The organism is Pokkaliibacter sp. CJK22405 (assembly GCF_046614695.1).
Taxonomy (GTDB): Bacteria; Pseudomonadota; Gammaproteobacteria; order Pseudomonadales; family Balneatricaceae; genus Pokkaliibacter.
Genome location: NZ_JBKKHQ010000017.1, coordinates 129,043 through 147,990, shown reverse-complemented (window position 1 = coordinate 147,990; position 18,948 = coordinate 129,043). Strand labels below are relative to the sequence as shown.

Below are 18,948 nucleotides of genomic sequence, written 5' to 3'. Positions count from 1 at the left end.
GCCCTGAACGAACAACAAAAAACCCCTCTGGTTTCGGCCATGAGGGGTTTTTTATCATCTGAGCACGCCACTACTCTGTCTGTTGTCCTTCCTCCAGCATCTGACGAAGACGTGCACGGCGCTGCTCCAGCTCTGTAATCTGCTGTTCAATCGCCGCCAAGCGGCTGCGCTGTAGCTCTGTCGTTTCCGGGCAGGCAGTAGCACCTTCGACCATCCGCATACAATCCGGAAACTGGCGAATTTCCGCCAGACTAAAGCCCGTCGCGATCAAACGCTGAATCTGGCGTACCTGTGAAATAGCCGCAGCAGGAAAGACCCGGTAGCCATTCTCTGCCCGCACCGAACACAACAGGTCGTTATCATCGTAATGACGAATAGAGCGCAAACTTGCACCCGTCTCGCTGGCAAGCTCGCCGATAGACAGGGACTTAGCAGACATAGATAGAATGTGCCTTTCATAAAAAATTTCACTGAGGATAGCAGTTTACTGCTTGACCTTCACATCAATGTGAAGCCTGAGAATCGCTCTCCACACTCACCTCTCAGGAGCTTTTCAATGCATCAACGACCCTTCTACCTCACCCTTCGCGCCTTGCTCTCGGCACTTCTGCTTCTGCTCTTTGCTACACAGGCACAGGCTAACGCAGAGCCAAAGGCCTATCAGGTAACTGCCGCCGATGGCGTTCAGCTTGCGGTACAGGAAAGCGGCAACCCACAAGGGCAGCCCATCATCCTTATTCATGGACTGCTGGGAAGCCGACTGAACTGGAGCAAGCAGCTGCAGGATCCTGCACTTCAACAGTATCGGCTGATTACCTATGACCTTCGCGGTCACGGCTTATCATCCAAGCCTGACTCTGCTGAGGCCTATACGGACGGGCGCCGCTGGGCGGATGACCTTAACGCGGTTATCACTGCGACCAAAGCGGTGAAACCTGTGCTGGTAGGCTGGTCACTCGGTGGCGCCGTCATCTCTAACTACCTGACCTATTACGGGGACAAAAACCTGTCTGGCGCGATGTACGTCGATGGGGTGATTGAGCTTAAAGCTGACCAGATCACCTCACACCCGGCGGTTTATCGCGACATGATTTCAACGGACTTACAGACTCATCTGGAAGGAGAGCGAACCTTCCTGCGCCTTTGCTTCAACCAACAACCGGATCAGGACACCTTTGATCTGCTGTTGGCGAATGCGGCACTGGCATCCTGGCAGATGCAGCAGTCCGTTCAGTCCATGAGCGTTGCTGCCGAACAGGGGCTGGGGAAAGCGCAGGTACCGATCATGCTGATTTACGGTGAGAAAGATGCACTGGTGATGCCTACTGCAGCGATCGCCCGTGCCCGCGAGTTCAACAAAAATATCCAGACTAGCCTCTATGCCAACTCAGGCCATGCGCCCTTTCTTGAGGAAGCCGAGCGGTTTAATCAGGATCTGCTCCACTTCGTGAAAAAAGCCACGTCACACTAGCACTCGGACATTCATCGTTCATCGTTCATCGTTCATCGTTCATCGAGCGAAACGATGCCCACTAAAAAACCCCTCGGACTCTCATCCTGAGGGGTTTTTCGTATCCGTCCTGAGACACTTGGGTGCCGATGCCGACTTAGAATGAGGGCAGCACCCGGCAGATAACGGATTTCAGATAGTCGGTTTCAGGAATCGCGCTGTGCACCGGATGGTCAGCCCCCTGACCGCCCTGCTCCAGCATGACCAGATGACGGTCGAGGGTACGGGAAGTACTGCGCAGAATCTCGGTCAGCTTACCTTTCTCCAGATGCATGGAGCAGGAAGCAGAAACCAGCAGGCCGTCTTTATTCAGCAAACGCATCGCCAGCTGGTTAGCACGCTGATAGGCCGCCTCGCCTTTGGCCTTGTCCTTACGACGGGCAATAAAGGCTGGCGGATCAAGGATGACCATGTCAAAACGCTCTTTCTCCTCCGCCAGCGCCTTCAGCGCATCAAAGGCATCGGACTTGATGCTGGTGACCTTGTCCTCCAGGCCATTCAGCGCGGCGTTGGCGGCGACCTGCTCGGTGGCAAAGGCAGAGGCATCGATACAGGTGACAGAGTCAGCACCTGCGGCTGCCGCCTGAACACCCCAGCCACCGACATAACTGAAAACATCCAGCACTTTCAAACCTTTAGCGTAATGCTGTACGCGAGCACGGTTCATACGGTGATCATAGAACCAGCCCGTTTTCTGCCCTTCACGCACGGGGGCCATAAACTTGACGCCATTTTCTTCCAGTTCCAGAAAGTCAGGCACCTGACCATAGGCTTCGGCGATATACTCATCCAGCCCTTCCACTGCGCGCATCTTGCCATCATTCTTCAGCAAAATACCTGCGGGCTTGATCACTTTCAGCAACGCATCAATGATGTCATCCCGCACGGCTTCCATACCAGCGGTAGAGATCTGCACCACGAGATAGTCATAAAAGCGATCCACCACCAAACCGGACAGACCATCCGCCTCGCCAAAAACCAGACGGTAGCAGGGCTTGTCAAAAGCGCGTTCACGCAGAGACAGTGCCTGATTCAGTCGGTGAACCAACAAGGAGCGGGTCAGTCCAAGATCCGTATCGCGGCTGAAAAGTCGTGCACAAATCAGCGTATTAGGGTTGATGTACGCGAGCCCCAGGGCCTTGCCTTTGGCGTTTTCGACCATGACCTGCTGGCCAGCCTGAAACTGGGTCAGAGGAGTTTTAGCCACATCGACTTCGTTGGAATAGATCCAGAGGTGACCGGCGCGAAGGCGACGATCTGCGTTGGACTGCAGGCGCAGAATGGGGAAACTCATGAGATCACCTCTTGTTGGATCGGCCGATGGAGTGAGCACCGAGCGCCAGCTCACCGACGCTGCCTAAGACTCACAAAGGCGGCAATTATAGTGCGACTGACGGCCATCTCAACGGCAAATCCGCTATAGGCGCCCATCAACGTCTAGACTATAGTGAAAGTTCCTTCAGACAGTTCGTGCTGATTAACGATTGGGATCACTACGAGGGTGTGCAGCTGCTGCCAGAATAGTCATTGCACTTGTTTTCACCCTGCCCTTGCCAGTTCAAAGGACCTGCCGTAATGGCCGACACACCAAAAGCCCCAAATACACTCGCTGACGAAGACATCTCCAAAACCCTGCAGGGCATCACCATTCCGCCCCGTCCGCAGGTACTGGTCGATTTACATCTGGAAAGCGCCCAGCCTGAACCCAGCCTGAGCGAAATTATCAATATCATCAGTCAGGACGTGGGACTGACGGCCGCCATCATCAAAACGGTAAACTCGCCCTTTTTTGGACTCGCCCGCAAGGTCAGCACCGTACAGCATGCCTTAGCGATGCTCGGTCTGGAAAATGCCCTGAACATTGCCAATGCGCTGGCTCTGCGTCAGGCCATGGCCAACTTCGATGAAGATCCGCTGCTGGTCAAATTCTGGGACATGCAGCAGGACATCGCTCAGGCCTGCGTCACCATTGCCCGCGAGTTGAACTTCTCGACACCGGAAGAAGCCTACACCCTGGGACTGTTTCATAACGTTGGCGTACCGCTGATGCTGACACGCTTCAAGGACTACCGCGCGGTGATGACGGTCGCCTACAAGAAAGGCCGCATTATTCCCGTCGAGGACCAGTTCCTGAAAACGGACCATGCGACCGTGGGTTATTACATGGCACGGGTGTGGCATCTGCCGGAGGATCTGACTGAGAGCATTCTGCAGCACCATAATCTGGCGGAGATTTTTCAGGGCCCCGCTGTTAACGACAAGCGGCGCAGCCTGATCGCCATTCTGAAAGTCGCCGAGCACGTGTGCGGTGCTTATCGTCTGCTGGGTAACCAGAGTGTGGACCGCGAATGGGAAGGCTATAAGGAGCCGATTCTGGAGCAGCTGCATCTGGATGAAGATGAACTGGCGGATCTGATTGACCGCTTAAATGACATGGGGCTGCGCAGCGACTATTAAGTCGTGCCCATTAACCGGCGATCACATCGATAAAATTCCTCGTCGGGACTACCTCACATAAAACAAAAAACACCGCCGAAGCGGTGTTTTTTTATGAAGACGGCCCTGAAATCAGGCTTCTTCCTCGCAAAGCTCAGCGTAGGCTTCGGCGTCCATCAGATCCTGCAGCTCATCACTGTCAGTCAGACGCAGACGGAAAATCCAGCCGGCACCGTAAGGGTCCTTGTTCACCAGCTCAGGTGAATCGGCCAGATCTTCGTTCACTTCCACGACTTCGCCGCTCAGTGGCGCATAAATGTCAGAGGCCGCTTTAACAGACTCGACCACACCCGACTCTTCACCGCTGGCAAAGGACGTTTCCACTTCAGGAACTTCGACATAGACCACGTCTCCCAGCAGTTCCTGTGCGTGATCGGTGATACCGATAGTAACGGTGCCATCGTCTTCCATGCGGATCCACTCATGGGTGCTGACATATTTGAGCTCACTGGGAATCTGGCTCATGATTACTCATCCTCTCGACATTAAAATTCAGACAAGCCCATTGCCCGGGCTGCCATCTGACGTTTCAGCAAGGGTAGCTGATCCGTCCACGTTAAACCAAGGTTTCTGGCCAGCGTCAGTACAGGCTGACGACTGCCAAACAAATGTTTAAAACCGCTCATTCCGGCCATGGTCAGCCAGTTATCGGCCTTGCGCTGACGCTGATAGGCCTGCAACCAACGTGCCTCACCGGGAGATCGTTTCCGGGCCTTTGCCTGCTGCCATTGAGTCAACAAGGCTTCGACATCCTTAAAGCCCAGATTGACGCCTTGCCCGGCCAGCGGGTGAATCGTATGCGCTGCATCGCCCACCATCACGACCTGATCAGTCTGATAGCTGAGAGCATGGCGCATTTTAAGTGGCACACTGGTACGTTCACTGACGGCCTCCACGGTGCCCAGCACCGCTTCACTGCACTCGGTCAGCAAACCACAGAATGAGTCATCATCCAGTGCCATGAGTTCCCGGCAATGTTCAGGTTCACTGGACCAGACGATGGAAACCAAATGCGGGTCCGCCAGAGGCAGCAGGGCCAATGGCCCTTTGGGCATAAAGCGCTGCCATGCTGTGTACTGGTGCGTCCCGGATGTTTTAACAGTGGCTACCAGCGCAGAATGGCCATAGTCACGATCAACACGTGCAATGCCCGAGAGCTGACGGACACGTGACTCGGCACCGTCGGCACCCACAATCACTTTGGCCTGAAGACGCTCGCCGCTTTCGAGCTGAATACACCGCATACCGCTCTCAGGCAGCGACAGGCTCTTTACCTTGCCGCTCAACCAGCGAACACCGGCCTGCTCCAACTGCTGATGCAATGCCATCACCGTTACCCGGTTTTCGACAATATGCCCCAGGGTATGGCAATGCATTTCGGCAGCATCAAAATGAATCTTACCGATGCCTTCGCTATCCCAGACATGCATGTGCTGGTATGGACTGATGCGCGTGCGTGCCATGGCTTCCCAGACCCCCAGCTGCTCCAGCAAGCGGCGGCTCGATTCGGTCAGCGCACTGACACGCACGTCATAACTGCTGACCTCATCGCCAGCGCTGGCGTCTATAGAAGGCAACGAGGTCATTGGCGCCGGACGCGGATCAATCAACGTCACCTGCCAACCTTGCTGCGCCGCGCCCAGGGCGACCGCGGCACCGACCATGCCCGCGCCAACCACAGCGATTTCGGTGTGCATTTCACTCATGGCATCACTCACCTTGAAGCTCAGAAGAGAAAACGAAAACGCGCACGGGGAGCATCCAGACCCATCGCGGCTCTGGCCAGTCGATGGCGCGCAGGTGCGAACAGATTAAGTGCCACCAGCCCTGTATCCCGCGCCAGACGGGCAGGCCAACGTGGCTGACTGAACAGTTTCATCACTTTGTCACTAAAGCCGATGGTTAACAGCTGGTCCTGCTGGCGCATCTCAAGGAAGCGCTGCAAGGTATCCAGATGGCCGACATCACGACCTTGCTGATGCGCCTCTTGCAGCAGTTGCGCCAGCATGGCCACGCTGCGAAGCGCCAGGTTATAGCCCTGGCCAGCAATCGGGTGTAACGAATGCGCCGCATTCCCCAGCACCACCAGTCGCGAGCGAATCTGCTCACGCGCCTGTTTTAGCGCCAACGGATAAGCATAGCGCTCGCCCATTTTTTCAAAGCGGCCAAGCCTATAACCAAAAGCATCCTGCACGGCGGCGAGAAAATCGTCCTCAACCCATTCCATGCGCGCCTCGAGTTCTTCCTCGGGCGTGGTCCAGACCAGCGCCATGCGCGGTTTGCCATCCGCACCATTCTCTAATGGCAACAGCGCCAGTGGGCCTTCCTCGGTAAAACGCTCGTAAGCCACCTGGTTATGGTGATGAGAAGGGGTAATGGTCGAGACCAGCGCACTCTGGTGATAGGGCATTTCCAGATAGTCGAGACCCAGCTCGGTGGCCAGCGCCGAACGCCCGCCATCGGCCATGACCACCAGCGAAGCCTTGAGCGTCTTTTTCCCGCCCTGCTGATCAATCGTGACGGCGGCGCCATCCGCCTGCATCACAATGCCCGTTACCGTGGCAGGACACAGCCATTCGATGGCCTCTTCATTGCTGAGCGCCCCATGAAGCACACGGCCGACCCAATGGTTTTCCACCACATACCCCAGAGCAGGCACACCCTCTTCCTCGGCATGCAGGCGCGTGGTGCCGTAGTGGCCCTGATCAGACACATGAATGTGTTCAATCGGACTCGCATGTTCGCTGAGTTGCTGCCAGAGGCCCATATCCTCATAAATCAGACGTGTGCCGAAAGACAACGCCGTGCCCCGCGCATCATAGCTTGGCTGCCACGGCTGGCTCTGCTCCGAAGGCAAAGCCACCTGTTCAACCACCGCAATCGACAAGCCCGTTGAGCGGGCATAAGGCAGCAGTGCGCAAGCCAGACTGGCACCTACCAGCCCCCCACCAACAATCAGAATGTCCACCTGATGTGCGTTTTCGCTCACAGCGTTGTTCTCCACAGAAATCAGGCCTTGGCCATCAGCGCTTCAATCTCATCGGGATCGACAGGTACTGCACCCGTCAGCACTTCTGCGCCGGTTTCGGTGATCAGAATATTGTCTTCTATACGGATACCCAGACCACGCCACTGAGGTGCCAGATTTTCATCATCCAGCGGTAAATACAGGCCGGGTTCGATGGTCATGACCATGCCGGGCTGCAGCACCACGGATTCCCCAGCAACTCGGTAGGCACCCACATCATGTACATCGCGTCCCAGCCAGTGACCGATGCTGTGCATGTAATAGGGCCGGTAAGCCTCTTCCTTAATGAGAGTTTCAAGCTTGCCCTCAAGAATCCCCAGCTCCAGCAAGGCATCGCACAGCATGCGCGCTGCCAGCCGTTGCAGACTATCCACGGTGACTCCGGGACGGGCAGCCTCAATACAGGCTTTCTCCACTTTGAGTACACGCTCATACAGCAGGCGCTGCGTCGGGCTAAAACGGCCATTAATCGGGAAGGTGCGGGTAATATCCCCGGCGTAGCCCTGCCACTCTGCTCCTGCATCAATCAGCACCATGTCACCATCGACCAGCGGCTGGTCATTGTTGAGGTAATGAAGGATACAGGCGTTCGCTCCGCCACCCACAATGGAGTCATACGCCGGCCAGCGGGCACCCTGTTTGGCGAAGTGATAATGCAGCTCGGCTTCCAGCTGGAATTCAGCCAGACCCGCTCTTGAGGCTTTCATGGCGGCAATATGCGCCTCGGCGCTGATGTTGCCAGCGGTGCGCATCAGGGATTGTTCAAACGGGGACTTAATCAAACGCAGTGGATGCAGCACATCATCGCTGTTTAGCCACTGGACAGGCGTTGGCTGTTTGCCGCGAGCGCTACTGCGGGCAGACTTTAACCACTCCTGCACCATGGGCTGAACATCCTGCGCACTCGACCAGGACGTGTAGAGTGTGGTGATGCCAAGCATCAGCTCCGGCATGAGTTCTTCCAGCTCATCCAGCGTAAAGGCCTGATCGGCGTCCAACTCCTCTTCACAGCCTTCCACGCCGAGGCGATAGCCTGTCCACTGCTCCGTTGCCGGATCACGGTCGGGGCAGAACAGCAAGAATTCGCCCTCTTCACGACCGGGAGCCAGCACCAGCCAGGCGCCCGGCTCATGGAATTCGCTCAGGTAAGCAAAGTCACTGTCCTGACGGAAATAATAGTCCACATCGCTGTTGCGCCGCTGTAGTTCCGCTCCGGCCAGAATCAGCAAACTGTCGGGAGCCATCTTCTCCATCAGGCGCTCACGACGATCCGCACACTCCTGCAGCTGTTGCTCCCACAATTCCGGCATCTTCAGCATGATGCAGCTTCCTTATCCACAACAATATTCACTGACCAGAGAAGGTTCTGGCCGACCGATACAACACTCCTGGATACCCGGTGCGCCTTAGTGCAGCAGCGGTGGCTGGTCTGCCTGTGGGTCCTGTTGCACACCGTGCATTTCGGTGTAGAGCATGACCGCAACCACACGAACGTACTCGGTAAGCTCCATCAGGTCCGCCTCGTCTGATTCCTGCTCTTCCAGCGACATGGTGGTCAGCTGGGTAAAGCGTGACAGGTCAGTGAAGGCTTCGCGCACATCATCATCGGCTTTTTCATCAATGCGACCGCCCGCCAGGGCAAATCCATTCATAAAGCCACTGCACCAGAAGCCCAAGGCTTCGGAGCGCTGGGCGATGCTGTAGTCATCTTCCGGCAGCAGTAATTCGAACTCGAAAACGCCCTGACGCAGCTGTTCATCCGTTGCGGCAAACAGCTTGTTAAAAAGGGCCTGCTGCGCCTCGCTACCCAGATTCTCGACATCCAGAATCTGGCGGGCAATGCGTTGCCAGCCTTCTTCATTGGAGTCTTTATTGGTGTTAAGGCTGGCACTGAGATAGCCGCAAAGCGCACCGTGAAGTTCAGCAGGTGAACCCAGGGCTCCCAGTTGCAGCAAGGTGTTGCTTAGGGTCTCGAAATCGGGCGTGACGGTTGCGTCAGACATGAAATCTCTCAGGCTTGTGTCGCTGCGAGGCAGCAATCTGGAATGTGGGCAGGAGAACCCGCCGAAACAAAGCGCCAGTCTATCATACTCCGCTGCCGGGATTGACCCCATCCACGGCGACAGACTCGTCAGCGCATACTCGGGCATGACACATCCACATGGCGACAATTCGATACGTTTGTTACCCTTTTCTCTGGGTTACACTCGCAAATTCGCGGGTGCGAAGGGAAAGGCAGTCTCCCATTTATTTGTCAGTAAGGTACACTGCACAGGCAGAACCCTACGCAAAGAAATAGCCCACCATAAACCAGACAGGGTTCGGAGCGTCACAAGCCATGAATCGTCAAAATAGCACTACAGTGGCTATCACCATTCTCGACAAGGAATTTCTCATCAACTGCCCTGATGAGAACAAGGACGAGCTGCTGCAATCCGCCCGACTGCTTGACCAGCGCATGCGTCAGGTACGTCAGACCGGCAAAGTTTACGGTCTGGAACGCATTGCAGTGATGACCGCGCTCAATCTTTCCTACGAATTACTTACGTTGCAAAAAGCCAATGAAGCCGCTGATCAGCAAGCGCGCGCGTTGGCAGATCGTGTTGATCAGGTTTTAAACAACGATCACGACAACGATGTAACGGAAGAACAATAACGCCAAATTTCAAGTCCTGACATCCCATGGCAAGTATGTATAATTCCTTTTGCTCCCTGGGGTGTTCGACACTTCCACTACATCCCTTGAGCCGATAATCACTTCTACCAGGGAAAGTTTCGGTGTTACCTCTGCGCATGTCCGCTTGTCGGAAAGCCTTCTGGTAACTCATACTTTCCCGCTCTGAACCTTGGGTTCAGGGTACATGTGGAGAACGGCATCACCGGGGAGCCCCACCTTTCTTTCCGCCGATGAGAATCCCCATGACGATGACCGGCGATACCCCAGATACCTCTTTAACTTCCTCTACTGATTCCTCTGGCGCCCCGCTGGCAGATGAAAAAACACTGCTCGACAAGCAAAAGCAGGCGATTCGCCGCATGGTGCGGGATCGTCGCAATAGCCTGACTCAGGAACAACAGCATCTGGCGGGATTGGCGTTAGCCCATCACCTGGTCGCCGACCCGCTTTATCGCCGCGCCAAACGTATCGCGCTGTTTCTCAGCAGCGATGGCGAAATTGACACCCAACCGCTGATTGAGCTGGCACTGGCCAGCAACAAGTCGGTGTATTTACCGGTACTGGATCCGCTTGTTGGCACACAAATGCACTTTCAGCACTTTGATGAAGACACGCCTCTGGTCAATAACCGTTTTGGCATCGCAGAACCTGCATTTAACCCGACTGACCGGCTGCGTCCGCAGCAGCTGAATCTGGTATTTATGCCATTGGTTGCTTTTGATCATGCCGGGCACCGGCTGGGAATGGGAGGCGGCTTTTACGACCGCGCTTTTGCTTTTCTGAAACAGGGGAGCTGGCAGGTACCGCTGGTCGGACTGGCCCATCACTGCCAGCAGGTTGAGCATGTTCCGACAGGCAGCTGGGATATCCCGCTGGCAGCGATTGCCACCGATCAGGGCATTTTCCGCTTCAATAAATAACCCCTGAACCTTAAAGAGCTTCTGAATTACATAGCCCCTGAATTTTGGCTACGCCCAAAACGACAACAGCGCTCCCGAAGGCGCGCTGTTGTGAGGTTTGAGTGATCTTATTGTTTAACTGTACCGGGTGATTAAAGACTCTTGTAAAAGGGTTAACTGACGGCGCCAAAAATGTACTGCCATAACGAAGCCAGCTGCACATCACTCTGTGTATAGCCAGTCACGCAGACGCCGATAATAAAGGCGAAAAAAAGAATAGTAAGCAAGTCAAAACGACTTTTCATGGCGTTAATAATCCTCTAATTCAACCGACGCCAAGTAAAAAACTGCAAGAGGAAGTTATCACCTATTACGGCGATGCAAAACCGGTCTTTGTAACGTTCTATTACCTCTGCGAGCGCTTGGCGCATAATCCATGCACGGATGACGACACCTCGCTACAAAGTTCCGGTAGCCGCACTTTTCGGATGCGGCTAACTGTTTGAAAACGCGCCCGCCGGCGGAGTAAAGTCGGGGTTCCACCTGTGTAACTCAGGCTTCATAAAATTACTTTTTTTAACAATAAAACAGGAACTCAATGAAATACTGGTTGTTGAAATCCGAGCCTGACACTTTTGGGATTGACCATTTAGCGGCACTGCCCGACCAGCAAGCGCCCTGGGATGGGGTTCGTAACTATCAGGCACGCAACTTTCTGCGCGATGAGCTCAAAGCAGGTGACCAGGCCTTCTTTTATCATTCCAGCTGCAAGGTGCCTGGCATTGCCGGTATCGTCGACATCAGCGCCAACGGACAACCGGAAAAAGCCGCCAGTCAGCCAGAATCTCCGCTTTATGATGAGAAGCACAGCGAGGAGACTCCGCGCTGGTTTGAGGTGCAGGTCAAGCTGAAAACCCGCTTTGCCCAGGTCATTCCATTGCAGGCGTTAAAGCAGGACAGCGCGCTTAGCGACATGGCCCTGCTGAATCGCAGCCGTCTTTCGGTGCAGCCGGTTTCCGCAGAAGAGTGGCAGCACATCCTCGCCAACTATCCACACTAAGGCTTTACGTTTGACCACACTATGGCTGTACGTTTGACCACAGCAGGACTGTGCGCCTGGCTTAAGCCAAAGACCTCTTCAGCCCAGTCCATAGTTTAAAAGCGCCAGCGTGACAGGCAGCGTCAGCATTGCCAGCAACGTCTGCGCAGTGATGATGCCCGCCATCAGCGGCGCATCTCCCCCCATTTGGCGGGCAAGAATATAGGCCGACGATGCCGTCGGTAGCGCCGCAAAGAGCACCATCACCTGAATCACCAGAGTGGAAGCGCCAAGCAGCACGCCAAGCCCTGCCGCCGTCAGCGGCATCGCTACAAACTTGATCAGGCTCGACCACGCCAGTGGCAACATTCCACCCCGCAGTGCGCGAAGATCAAGCGCCACCCCTACCGCCAGCAATCCCAGCGGTAGCGCCGCCTGACCAAGAATCTTCAGCATCGGCTGGCTCCAGAACGGCAAACCAATGCCTGTGATATTCAGCAGTATTCCGGCAAGACACCCCAGAATCAGCGGGTTCTTGCCCATCTGTTTGAAAGTCGCGAGCCAGCTGATCTTGCCTTGCCGATCAGAGTAAAGCGCGAAGATCAGCACACAAAGCACATTAACCAACGGAATCATGATGGCAATGGCAATTGCCGCCACCACCAGCCCGGCATCGCCATACAGGCTTTTGGCCGCAGCCAGTCCAACATAGGTGTTAAAACGCACGCCACCCTGATAAACCGAGGTGAAAGCCGCCGCAGTGGGCGCAACCCAGGGCCGAAGCGCTGCCAGTACCAGTGTCATGATGACCAGCAGTAAAACCACCATCAACACCACATCGCCCAGTGCCACTTCGCCAAAATGCGCGCTGGCGAGGTTGTTCACCAGTAGCGCCGGGAACAGCAGGTAATAGGTCAGGCGCTCAGCTGCTGGCCAGAAGCTCTCTCCCGGAAAGGCCAGCCGACGCAGGAGAAAACCAACAAGCACAACAAGGAAAATAGGACCAAGAGCATTCAGGGAAGAGATCATGGGGCCACTCGTGGATGGATTTGCTGACACCTCAGGCAGTTATACCCCCTTGGTTCTGCGCTCTCAATGCACCTTTTGCCGGACAACACTTTCAGCCGCAATGACGGGACCAAAGGATACCGGGACAAAGCCTGCCACGGCAGATAGACTGGCTGTTTAACGCACGTTGCAGCCATCTTCCATGACGAGCCTTCGCCGCCCATGACGCTTTCGCCCTTTTCCTCCACCCTTCGCCGCCCGACGCTCTGGCTAATTGCGCTGGCGATTGTGGCTTCAGGCGCGCTGTTGATTGGCCTCACGGCGCTGGTGAGCTACCAGCAGGCACTGGACGAAATGGAACTTCAGGGGGAAGACCTGATGGAGCGTTTTCGCGCCAGTCTTGAGCGGGAACTGTCCAAGTACGAATACCTGCCTGAACTGCTTGCCAGCGATCCACGTCTTGAGGCTTTACTGGCCCGGCCTGATAACCCCGAAGAAGTGCAGCGCATCAATCGCCAACTGGCGCACTTTAATGACGTCGCCGAGGCTTCTGTCATCTATCTGATGGACACTCAGGGCAATACCCTCGCTTCCAGTAACTGGCAGCAAAGTGACTCCTTCGTCGGTAAAAACTTCAACTACCGCCCCTATTTCACCCAGGCAATGGAAGGCCGTACCGGCCGCTACTTTGCCCTGGGCACGACGTCCAAGATTCGTGGCTATTTCTTCGCTTACCCGCTAAAACGCGATGGCCGCATCATTGGTGTGCTGGTGCTTAAGGTGGCCGTTTCCCAGCTGGAAACCCTCTGGCACAGCGAGCAGTCCTCCACAGTGCTGGTGGACAAGGACGGCGTCATCTTTATCTCGACCCGCCCGGAATGGCAGCTCAAAACCCTGCGCCCTCTGACCGGCAGTGACCGTCTGCGTATTCAGGAAAGCCTGCGCTATGGCGAGGACGAACTGCGCTCACTGTCGATGATTGAACAGCGCCAGCTTAACCCCGGCACTTCGCTGGTCACGCTGCTTGAGCCCGGTAAACCAGCCGCTGCTGGCGCTCCTGCCAGTCTGCAAAGCGTCGATTATCTGCGCCAGACCCAGCCCGTGCCGGATTACGGCTTCACCCTGATGAATTTCACCCGCCTTGGCGGTGTGTATCGTCAGGTGATCAGCCATACCGTACTGGTCTCAACCCTGTTTGTGATCGCCCTGATGATCGCGGGGGTTCTGATGCTGCGCCGACGCCTCTATAAAGAACGCGCCGCCTTTCGTCAGCAGACCAGCCAGACCCGACAACTTAACGAGGCCCGCATTCAGGCCATTATCGACAACACCCACGCGGGCTTGGTGACCCTCAACCCTGCTGGCGAAATTCTGTCGTTTAACCCCACCGCCGAGCGTCTTTTTGGCTATCAGTGGCAGCAAGTGCGTGGCAAGCATGTGGATTTCCTGTTTGACCCGGCGTACCGCGAACGCTGTCGTCGCCAGATTGCCAACCTCATGACCGAGCAACCGGAGACCTTTGTCACCAGCACGGTGCAGGAAATGCAGGGGCGCAGGCAGGATGGCAGCCTGTTCCCGCTGGAGTGGATCATCGGCGACATGCACTTGTCGGATCAGCGCCAGTTGCTGCTGACCTTGCACGACATCACCGAGCGCAAACGCTATGAGCACGCGCTACATCAGGCCCGTGAGCAACTGGAGCATCGGGTTGAGGAACGCACCCGCGATCTGACCCTCGCCAATGAGCGCCTGACCCATGAAATGGATGAACATCAGCATACCCAGAATGAGCTGATTCAGACTGCCAAACTGGCCCTGCTGGGGCAGATGTCCGCCGGGATTAACCATGAACTGAACCAGCCACTGGCGGCCATTCGCAGTTACTCGGATAACGCCCGCGCTTTTCTTGCTCGTGGCGACGAAGCCAAAACCCGTGGCAACCTCGATACTATCGTCCAGCTGACGGACCGTATGAGCCGTCTGGTCGCCCAGTTCAAAGTCTTTGCCCGCAAATCCAGCGGCCAACCTGAGCCTCTGCAATGGCGACAGGTACTGGATGGCGCGCTGGCCATTCTCGGCCCGACACTGGAGAAGCAGCAGGCGGTAATCGAGATCGACGAGGATGCCGCCAGCACCTGGGTACTGGGCGACATGCTGCAACTAGAGCAGGTGCTCATCAATATTCTGACCAACGCCCTGCAAGCCATGTCGACGGCGGAGCCGCAGCCTTTGGTGCGGATAGAGATTTATTCCGGGCAGCCAGACGTGGCGACAGAGGCATCTGCCTCCGGTACCGATATGCATTGCCTGATGATTCGTGATCATGGACCGGGGATTGACCAGGCGCACCTACAGCGCTTGTTCGAGCCTTTTTTCACCACCAAGCCCACGGGGCAGGGACTGGGTATTGGCCTGTCGATTTCGCACCGGATCATTGAGCATCTGGGCGGCATTCTGGATGCCGGTAACCACCCCGAGGGTGGCGCTATTTTCCGTATTGTTCTGCCCAAGGCATCGCCAGTAAAACGCGGCCCGATGATCGGCTAAGCCAAAAAGGCAGGCTTACGACGGTAAAAACCCGCTGTTATGGTGTCAGTTGGTGACGCTTGTCACTCCGGGCCTTGAGCCTACGGGCTGGCTTACATACCATTTGCACATTTGCTTTTGCTCATTAGCTTCTTGTCAGGGATTCTGGAGCCTTTCGCGCATGCGCACTCAGTCCGAAGGACGCACGATGCTTTTTCCACACCACGCCAGCGTCTGGCTGCGCCTGTCTCGCCATCTGCACGGGCGCTCGTTGCCTGTGGCTTTTGGTCTGCTAATGACACTGGCCGTCTCGTTATTGATGCAGCCAATGGCTGAAGCTGCCAGCAGCGCCGGGGGCGATGGCTCTGTGAGCGCCACGAGTGGCGGCTCTCCCAATCACAACAACAGCAATGCTCCGGCTGACGTGGCCCAGCGCAAGCTCTCGGCGCTGGATAGTGAAGACACCAGCAGCGATACCCAGCAGCTGCGCGAAATCTACAACGACATTATCCAGCTCAGTCAGGATCAGCAGCAGTACCAGCGTCAGGCCAATGCCTACGATCAGCAGCTGAAGAATTTCTCCGAGCAAACCCGTGAGCTGCAGCGGCGCATTCAGAACTACCGCGCAGCCACTACCAACTCTTATGCCAACCAGAGTCTGGAACAGTTACAGCAGGCGTTATCCATTAAGAACGCTGATCTCTACAACCTGCAAAATAATCTCTCCGCGGCACGCAATAACATCACCTCCATCAATGACCGCAGCCTGACCGCCCGCGAGGAACTCAACCAGCGCAAGACCGAGCTGGATCAGGTCAATGATGCCATTTCCCAGCAACCGGCCAGTACCGGCGAGCCATTGGGCGATGCGCAGGGGATGGAGCTGCAGGCCAAACGCGGTTCACTGCAGTCGGAAATTCGCATGCTGGAGCTGGAGCTGCTGAGTGTGCCTAACCGCGCAACGCTGGCAGAACAGCGCCGCCAATTGCTACAACTGCAGGCCGATGATGTCAGCCAACAGGTCGATGCCCTGCAGAAGCAGATCAGCCTGCTGCGCCGACAGGATACCGAGCGCACAGTCGAGGCCAACCGCAAGCTGTCGGACCAGGCGACCGACAGCCCGCCGCTGATCAAGCAGCAGCTCGCTGAAAACGAAAGCCTGAGTCAGGATCTTACCGAGCTGACCAGCGACATCGAGAAAGGTCAGGCCAAGAACGACCAGATTGAGCAACAGACTCGCCGTCTGTCTCAGCGTTATCAGGAACTGCGCAAACAGCTTGATCTGCTGAAGGTCAGCGTGGCCTTTGGCGAGACCCTGCGCAATGAAGTCCGTGACCTGCCTCAGGCCATGTCGACCAAGGAACTGAATACCGAACTGACCGAGCTGCAGGTAAAGGTCTACGACTACGACCAGCGACTCGACAAGCTGCAGAACAAAGACAAGATTCTGGAAGGCTACAGCAACGACCCGGACTTTCAGGCGCTCAGCGAGGAAGACCGCAAGACCTTCCGTCAGTTGCTGGATGTGCGTGAGCAAATCCTGAGCAAACTGAGTGACTCCGCCAGCAGTTATATCAGCACTCTGGCTCAGCTGGATCTGTCCAACAGCCAGCTACAACAGCAGCTTGACCAGTTTCACAATCTGGTGGATGAACACCTGCTGTGGGTGCCTTCCGCACGCACCATTAGCCTGAGCTGGATCAGCGGCATGGCCCATGCCGCCACGGTACTGTTTTCACCGCACCAGTGGGCACCTTTGTGGGATTCCCTCGCTGCTGATCAGGTCAAAAGTCTGGTGGTGGGCGTGTTGATTATTGCCCTGCTCGCTCTGGCACATATTGCCCGGCGCCGGAATGATAGTCAGGCCAGCAAGCTTGCCGCCCGTTTGGGCAAGGTCAGTCAGGATGGCTTTGGCCTCACCCTGCAGCTGATCTCTCTGGCGCTGCTGGCCAGCGCACCTTGGGGTCTGGCCTTTATGGCACTGGCCTGGCTGGTGCATCAGAACTCGGATGCCAATATCGTGCTGGCGATGCAACAGGGATTGCTGGTGCTGGGTGCACTGGCGACCCTGCACCTGCTGAACCGCCGCTTCTCCAGTCCTGAGCATTTGTACATCACCCACTTTAACTGGCCCGCGGCACAGGTGGCGCTGATTCGTCGCATCTCCCGGCGCCTGTTCTGGGTGGCGATGCCAGCCATCTTCTTTATTACCCTGACTGAGAACCATCTGGATGATCAGCTGCGCAATACCCTGGGGCGACTGGCCTTTATGGTGCTGAGCGCCGGGTTGGCCCTCTATTACTGGCGCATCTTCAAAGATCGCCGCCTGTGGCTGGGCGATGAGCCGACCGGCGCGCGCAAGCGCGGCTATCTGTTGCTGCACTGGGGTTTCCCTCTCAGTCAGCTGATTCTGCTGGGTCTGACCATTCAGGGTTATTACTTCAGTGCCCTGCTGATCAACATCAAGCTGCACATGTCCTTCTTTGCCGCCTCGGTGTTTTACATTGTCCAGAGCCTGGCGATTCGCTGGCTGCTGATCGAGGAACGCCGTCTTGCCTTCAGCCGCGCCAAAGCCCGCCGCGCCGATGTACTGGCCCAACGTGCCAAGGAAAAAGAAGCGGAAGCCGCCGGTCAGGTGGCCAGCGCAGAGTCCACCATCGAGGCGCCGGAAGAGAACCTGATTGACCTGCAAACAGTATCCGAGCAGTCGCGCAAGGTTCTGAACCTGCTGATGTTTGCCGGCCTGATCGTGACCCTCTGGGGTATCTGGTCGGATCTCTTCACCTCGCTGAGCTTCCTGGATCAGGTCAAACTCTGGGATGCCAGCACCATGGTCAATGGCACCGCAGAGCTGGCGCCCATCTCCCTCAAAGCGGCGCTGCTGGCGTTGCTGGTCTTTATCGTCACCTTTGTTGGCGTGCGCAACCTGCCGGGTGTGCTGGAGCTGTTGATTCTGCAGCGTATCGAGCTGACTCCCGGCACCGGTTACGCCATCACCACGCTGAGCAAATACATTCTGGTGATTATCGGGGTGCTGGCCGGTTTCTCGATTCTGGGCTTTGACTGGTCGAAACTGCAGTGGCTGGTGGCCGCGCTGGGTGTGGGACTGGGTTTTGGTCTGCAGGAAATCTTCGCCAACTTTATCTCCGGCCTGATCCTGCTGTTTGAAAAGCCGATCCGTATTGGGGACACAGTCACCATCAATGGTCTGACCGGCACCATCACCAAGATTCAGATTCGCGCGACCACCATCGTCGACTGGGATCGCAAAGAGATCGTGATGCCGAACAAGACCTTTATCACTCAACAGGTGGTGAACTGGTCACTGACGGATGATATTGCCCGTGTCGTCACCACCGTGGGCATTGCCTACGGCGCCGACACCGAGCTTGCCGAAAAGCTGATCATGCAGGCCACCAGCGAATGTGAGCTGGTGCTGGATACGCCGCCGCCGGAAGTGTTCTTTATGCGCTTCAATAACTCGACCCTGGACTTTGACCTGCGTTATTTCGTCAATGATCTGGGCCATCTGCTGCCCTCGAAGCACATGATTCTGAACCGCATCAACAGCCTGTTTAAAGAAAATGGTGTCGAGATTGCCTTCCCGCAGCTGGATATCCATATCAAGCAGGATCGCGTCAAACCCATGCTGCCTGAAGGTGCAGTGATCATGTCGAACCCTCGTCCAGAACTTCCGCCTTACAGCAAGGACACCGGCGATATGGGCGCCAGCCGTCCGCAGGACGGTGGCTAGACGCACTACAA

The 18,948-nt window shown here is 56.1% G+C and carries 16 protein-coding genes and 1 other RNA gene; 8 read left to right on the top strand and 9 right to left on the bottom strand.

Going from position 1 to position 18,948, the window contains the following annotated elements:
• Nucleotides 1-70: 70 nt before the first annotated feature.
• On the bottom strand, nt 71-439 hold the full coding sequence (locus ACKC9G_RS13665; RefSeq protein ID WP_411406301.1) for a MerR family transcriptional regulator: 369 nt from the start codon (nt 437-439) through the stop codon (nt 71-73).
• 117 nt (nt 440-556) lie between these two features.
• Here ACKC9G_RS13665 and ACKC9G_RS13660 point away from each other — a divergent pair, with 117 nt between their 5' ends.
• Nucleotides 557-1,471 carry an alpha/beta fold hydrolase gene (locus ACKC9G_RS13660; protein ID WP_411406299.1) on the top strand — a complete coding sequence of 305 codons (915 nt, stop codon included), beginning with the start codon at nt 557-559 and terminating at the stop codon, nt 1,469-1,471.
• Between the two features lie 136 nt (nt 1,472-1,607).
• On the opposite strand, the gene ACKC9G_RS13655 is transcribed toward ACKC9G_RS13660, so the two are convergent.
• Nucleotides 1,608-2,804: a class I SAM-dependent rRNA methyltransferase gene (locus tag ACKC9G_RS13655; protein ID WP_411406297.1), complete on the bottom strand. Its 1,197-nt coding sequence runs from the start codon at nt 2,802-2,804 to the stop codon at nt 1,608-1,610.
• A gap of 281 nt (nt 2,805-3,085) precedes the next feature.
• Between ACKC9G_RS13655 and ACKC9G_RS13650 the strand changes: the two genes are divergently transcribed.
• On the top strand, nt 3,086-3,967 hold the full coding sequence (locus tag ACKC9G_RS13650; protein ID WP_411406295.1) for an HDOD domain-containing protein: 882 nt from the start codon (nt 3,086-3,088) through the stop codon (nt 3,965-3,967).
• A 111-nt stretch (nt 3,968-4,078) separates the two neighbouring features.
• Here ACKC9G_RS13650 and gcvH read toward each other — a convergent pair whose 3' ends face one another.
• From gcvH to ACKC9G_RS13625, 5 genes are all read right to left on the bottom strand, one after another.
• Nucleotides 4,079-4,471, bottom strand: coding sequence for a glycine cleavage system protein GcvH (gene gcvH, locus ACKC9G_RS13645; RefSeq protein WP_411406293.1), 393 nt, complete (start codon nt 4,469-4,471; stop codon nt 4,079-4,081).
• Between the two features lie 20 nt (nt 4,472-4,491).
• Nucleotides 4,492-5,712 (bottom strand): UbiH/UbiF/VisC/COQ6 family ubiquinone biosynthesis hydroxylase, encoded by a 1,221-nt coding sequence (locus tag ACKC9G_RS13640; RefSeq protein WP_411406291.1) that lies wholly within the window; start codon nt 5,710-5,712, stop codon nt 4,492-4,494.
• A gap of 20 nt (nt 5,713-5,732) precedes the next feature.
• Nucleotides 5,733-6,995 carry a 2-octaprenyl-6-methoxyphenyl hydroxylase gene (gene ubiH / locus ACKC9G_RS13635; protein ID WP_411406289.1) on the bottom strand — a complete coding sequence of 421 codons (1,263 nt, stop codon included), beginning with the start codon at nt 6,993-6,995 and terminating at the stop codon, nt 5,733-5,735.
• A gap of 20 nt (nt 6,996-7,015) precedes the next feature.
• Nucleotides 7,016-8,353, bottom strand: a complete 1,338-nt coding sequence (locus ACKC9G_RS13630; RefSeq protein ID WP_411406287.1) for an aminopeptidase P N-terminal domain-containing protein — start codon at nt 8,351-8,353, stop codon at nt 7,016-7,018.
• Between the two features lie 87 nt (nt 8,354-8,440).
• Nucleotides 8,441-9,037, bottom strand: a complete 597-nt coding sequence (locus ACKC9G_RS13625; protein WP_411406285.1) for a UPF0149 family protein — start codon at nt 9,035-9,037, stop codon at nt 8,441-8,443.
• A gap of 335 nt (nt 9,038-9,372) precedes the next feature.
• Here ACKC9G_RS13625 and ACKC9G_RS13620 point away from each other — a divergent pair, with 335 nt between their 5' ends.
• From ACKC9G_RS13620 to ACKC9G_RS13610, 3 genes are all read left to right on the top strand, one after another.
• Nucleotides 9,373-9,690, top strand: coding sequence for a cell division protein ZapA (locus tag ACKC9G_RS13620; RefSeq protein ID WP_411406283.1), 318 nt, complete (start codon nt 9,373-9,375; stop codon nt 9,688-9,690).
• Nucleotides 9,691-9,740: 50 nt separating this feature from the next.
• Nucleotides 9,741-9,924, top strand: a non-coding RNA gene (gene ssrS, locus ACKC9G_RS13615) — 6S RNA.
• 29 nt (nt 9,925-9,953) lie between these two features.
• The gene (locus ACKC9G_RS13610) at nt 9,954-10,631 is read left to right on the top strand and encodes a 5-formyltetrahydrofolate cyclo-ligase (protein ID WP_411406281.1); all 678 of its coding nucleotides are present in this window, start codon (nt 9,954-9,956) and stop codon (nt 10,629-10,631) included.
• 152 nt (nt 10,632-10,783) lie between these two features.
• Here ACKC9G_RS13610 and ACKC9G_RS13605 read toward each other — a convergent pair whose 3' ends face one another.
• Nucleotides 10,784-10,915 carry a hypothetical protein gene (locus tag ACKC9G_RS13605; RefSeq protein ID WP_411406279.1) on the bottom strand — a complete coding sequence of 44 codons (132 nt, stop codon included), beginning with the start codon at nt 10,913-10,915 and terminating at the stop codon, nt 10,784-10,786.
• Nucleotides 10,916-11,208: 293 nt separating this feature from the next.
• Here ACKC9G_RS13605 and ACKC9G_RS13600 point away from each other — a divergent pair, with 293 nt between their 5' ends.
• Nucleotides 11,209-11,670, top strand: a complete 462-nt coding sequence (locus ACKC9G_RS13600; protein ID WP_411406277.1) for an EVE domain-containing protein — start codon at nt 11,209-11,211, stop codon at nt 11,668-11,670.
• 78 nt (nt 11,671-11,748) lie between these two features.
• Here ACKC9G_RS13600 and ACKC9G_RS13595 read toward each other — a convergent pair whose 3' ends face one another.
• Nucleotides 11,749-12,678 (bottom strand): AEC family transporter, encoded by a 930-nt coding sequence (locus tag ACKC9G_RS13595; RefSeq protein ID WP_411406275.1) that lies wholly within the window; start codon nt 12,676-12,678, stop codon nt 11,749-11,751.
• A gap of 201 nt (nt 12,679-12,879) precedes the next feature.
• Here ACKC9G_RS13595 and ACKC9G_RS13590 point away from each other — a divergent pair, with 201 nt between their 5' ends.
• Both ACKC9G_RS13590 and ACKC9G_RS13585 read left to right on the top strand, forming a co-directional pair.
• Nucleotides 12,880-15,204, top strand: a complete 2,325-nt coding sequence (locus ACKC9G_RS13590; RefSeq protein WP_411406273.1) for a PAS domain S-box protein — start codon at nt 12,880-12,882, stop codon at nt 15,202-15,204.
• A gap of 187 nt (nt 15,205-15,391) precedes the next feature.
• Complete coding sequence (locus ACKC9G_RS13585; protein WP_411406271.1) at nt 15,392-18,937, top strand: mechanosensitive ion channel domain-containing protein; 3,546 nt, start codon at nt 15,392-15,394, stop codon at nt 18,935-18,937.
• Nucleotides 18,938-18,948 lie beyond the last annotated feature (11 nt).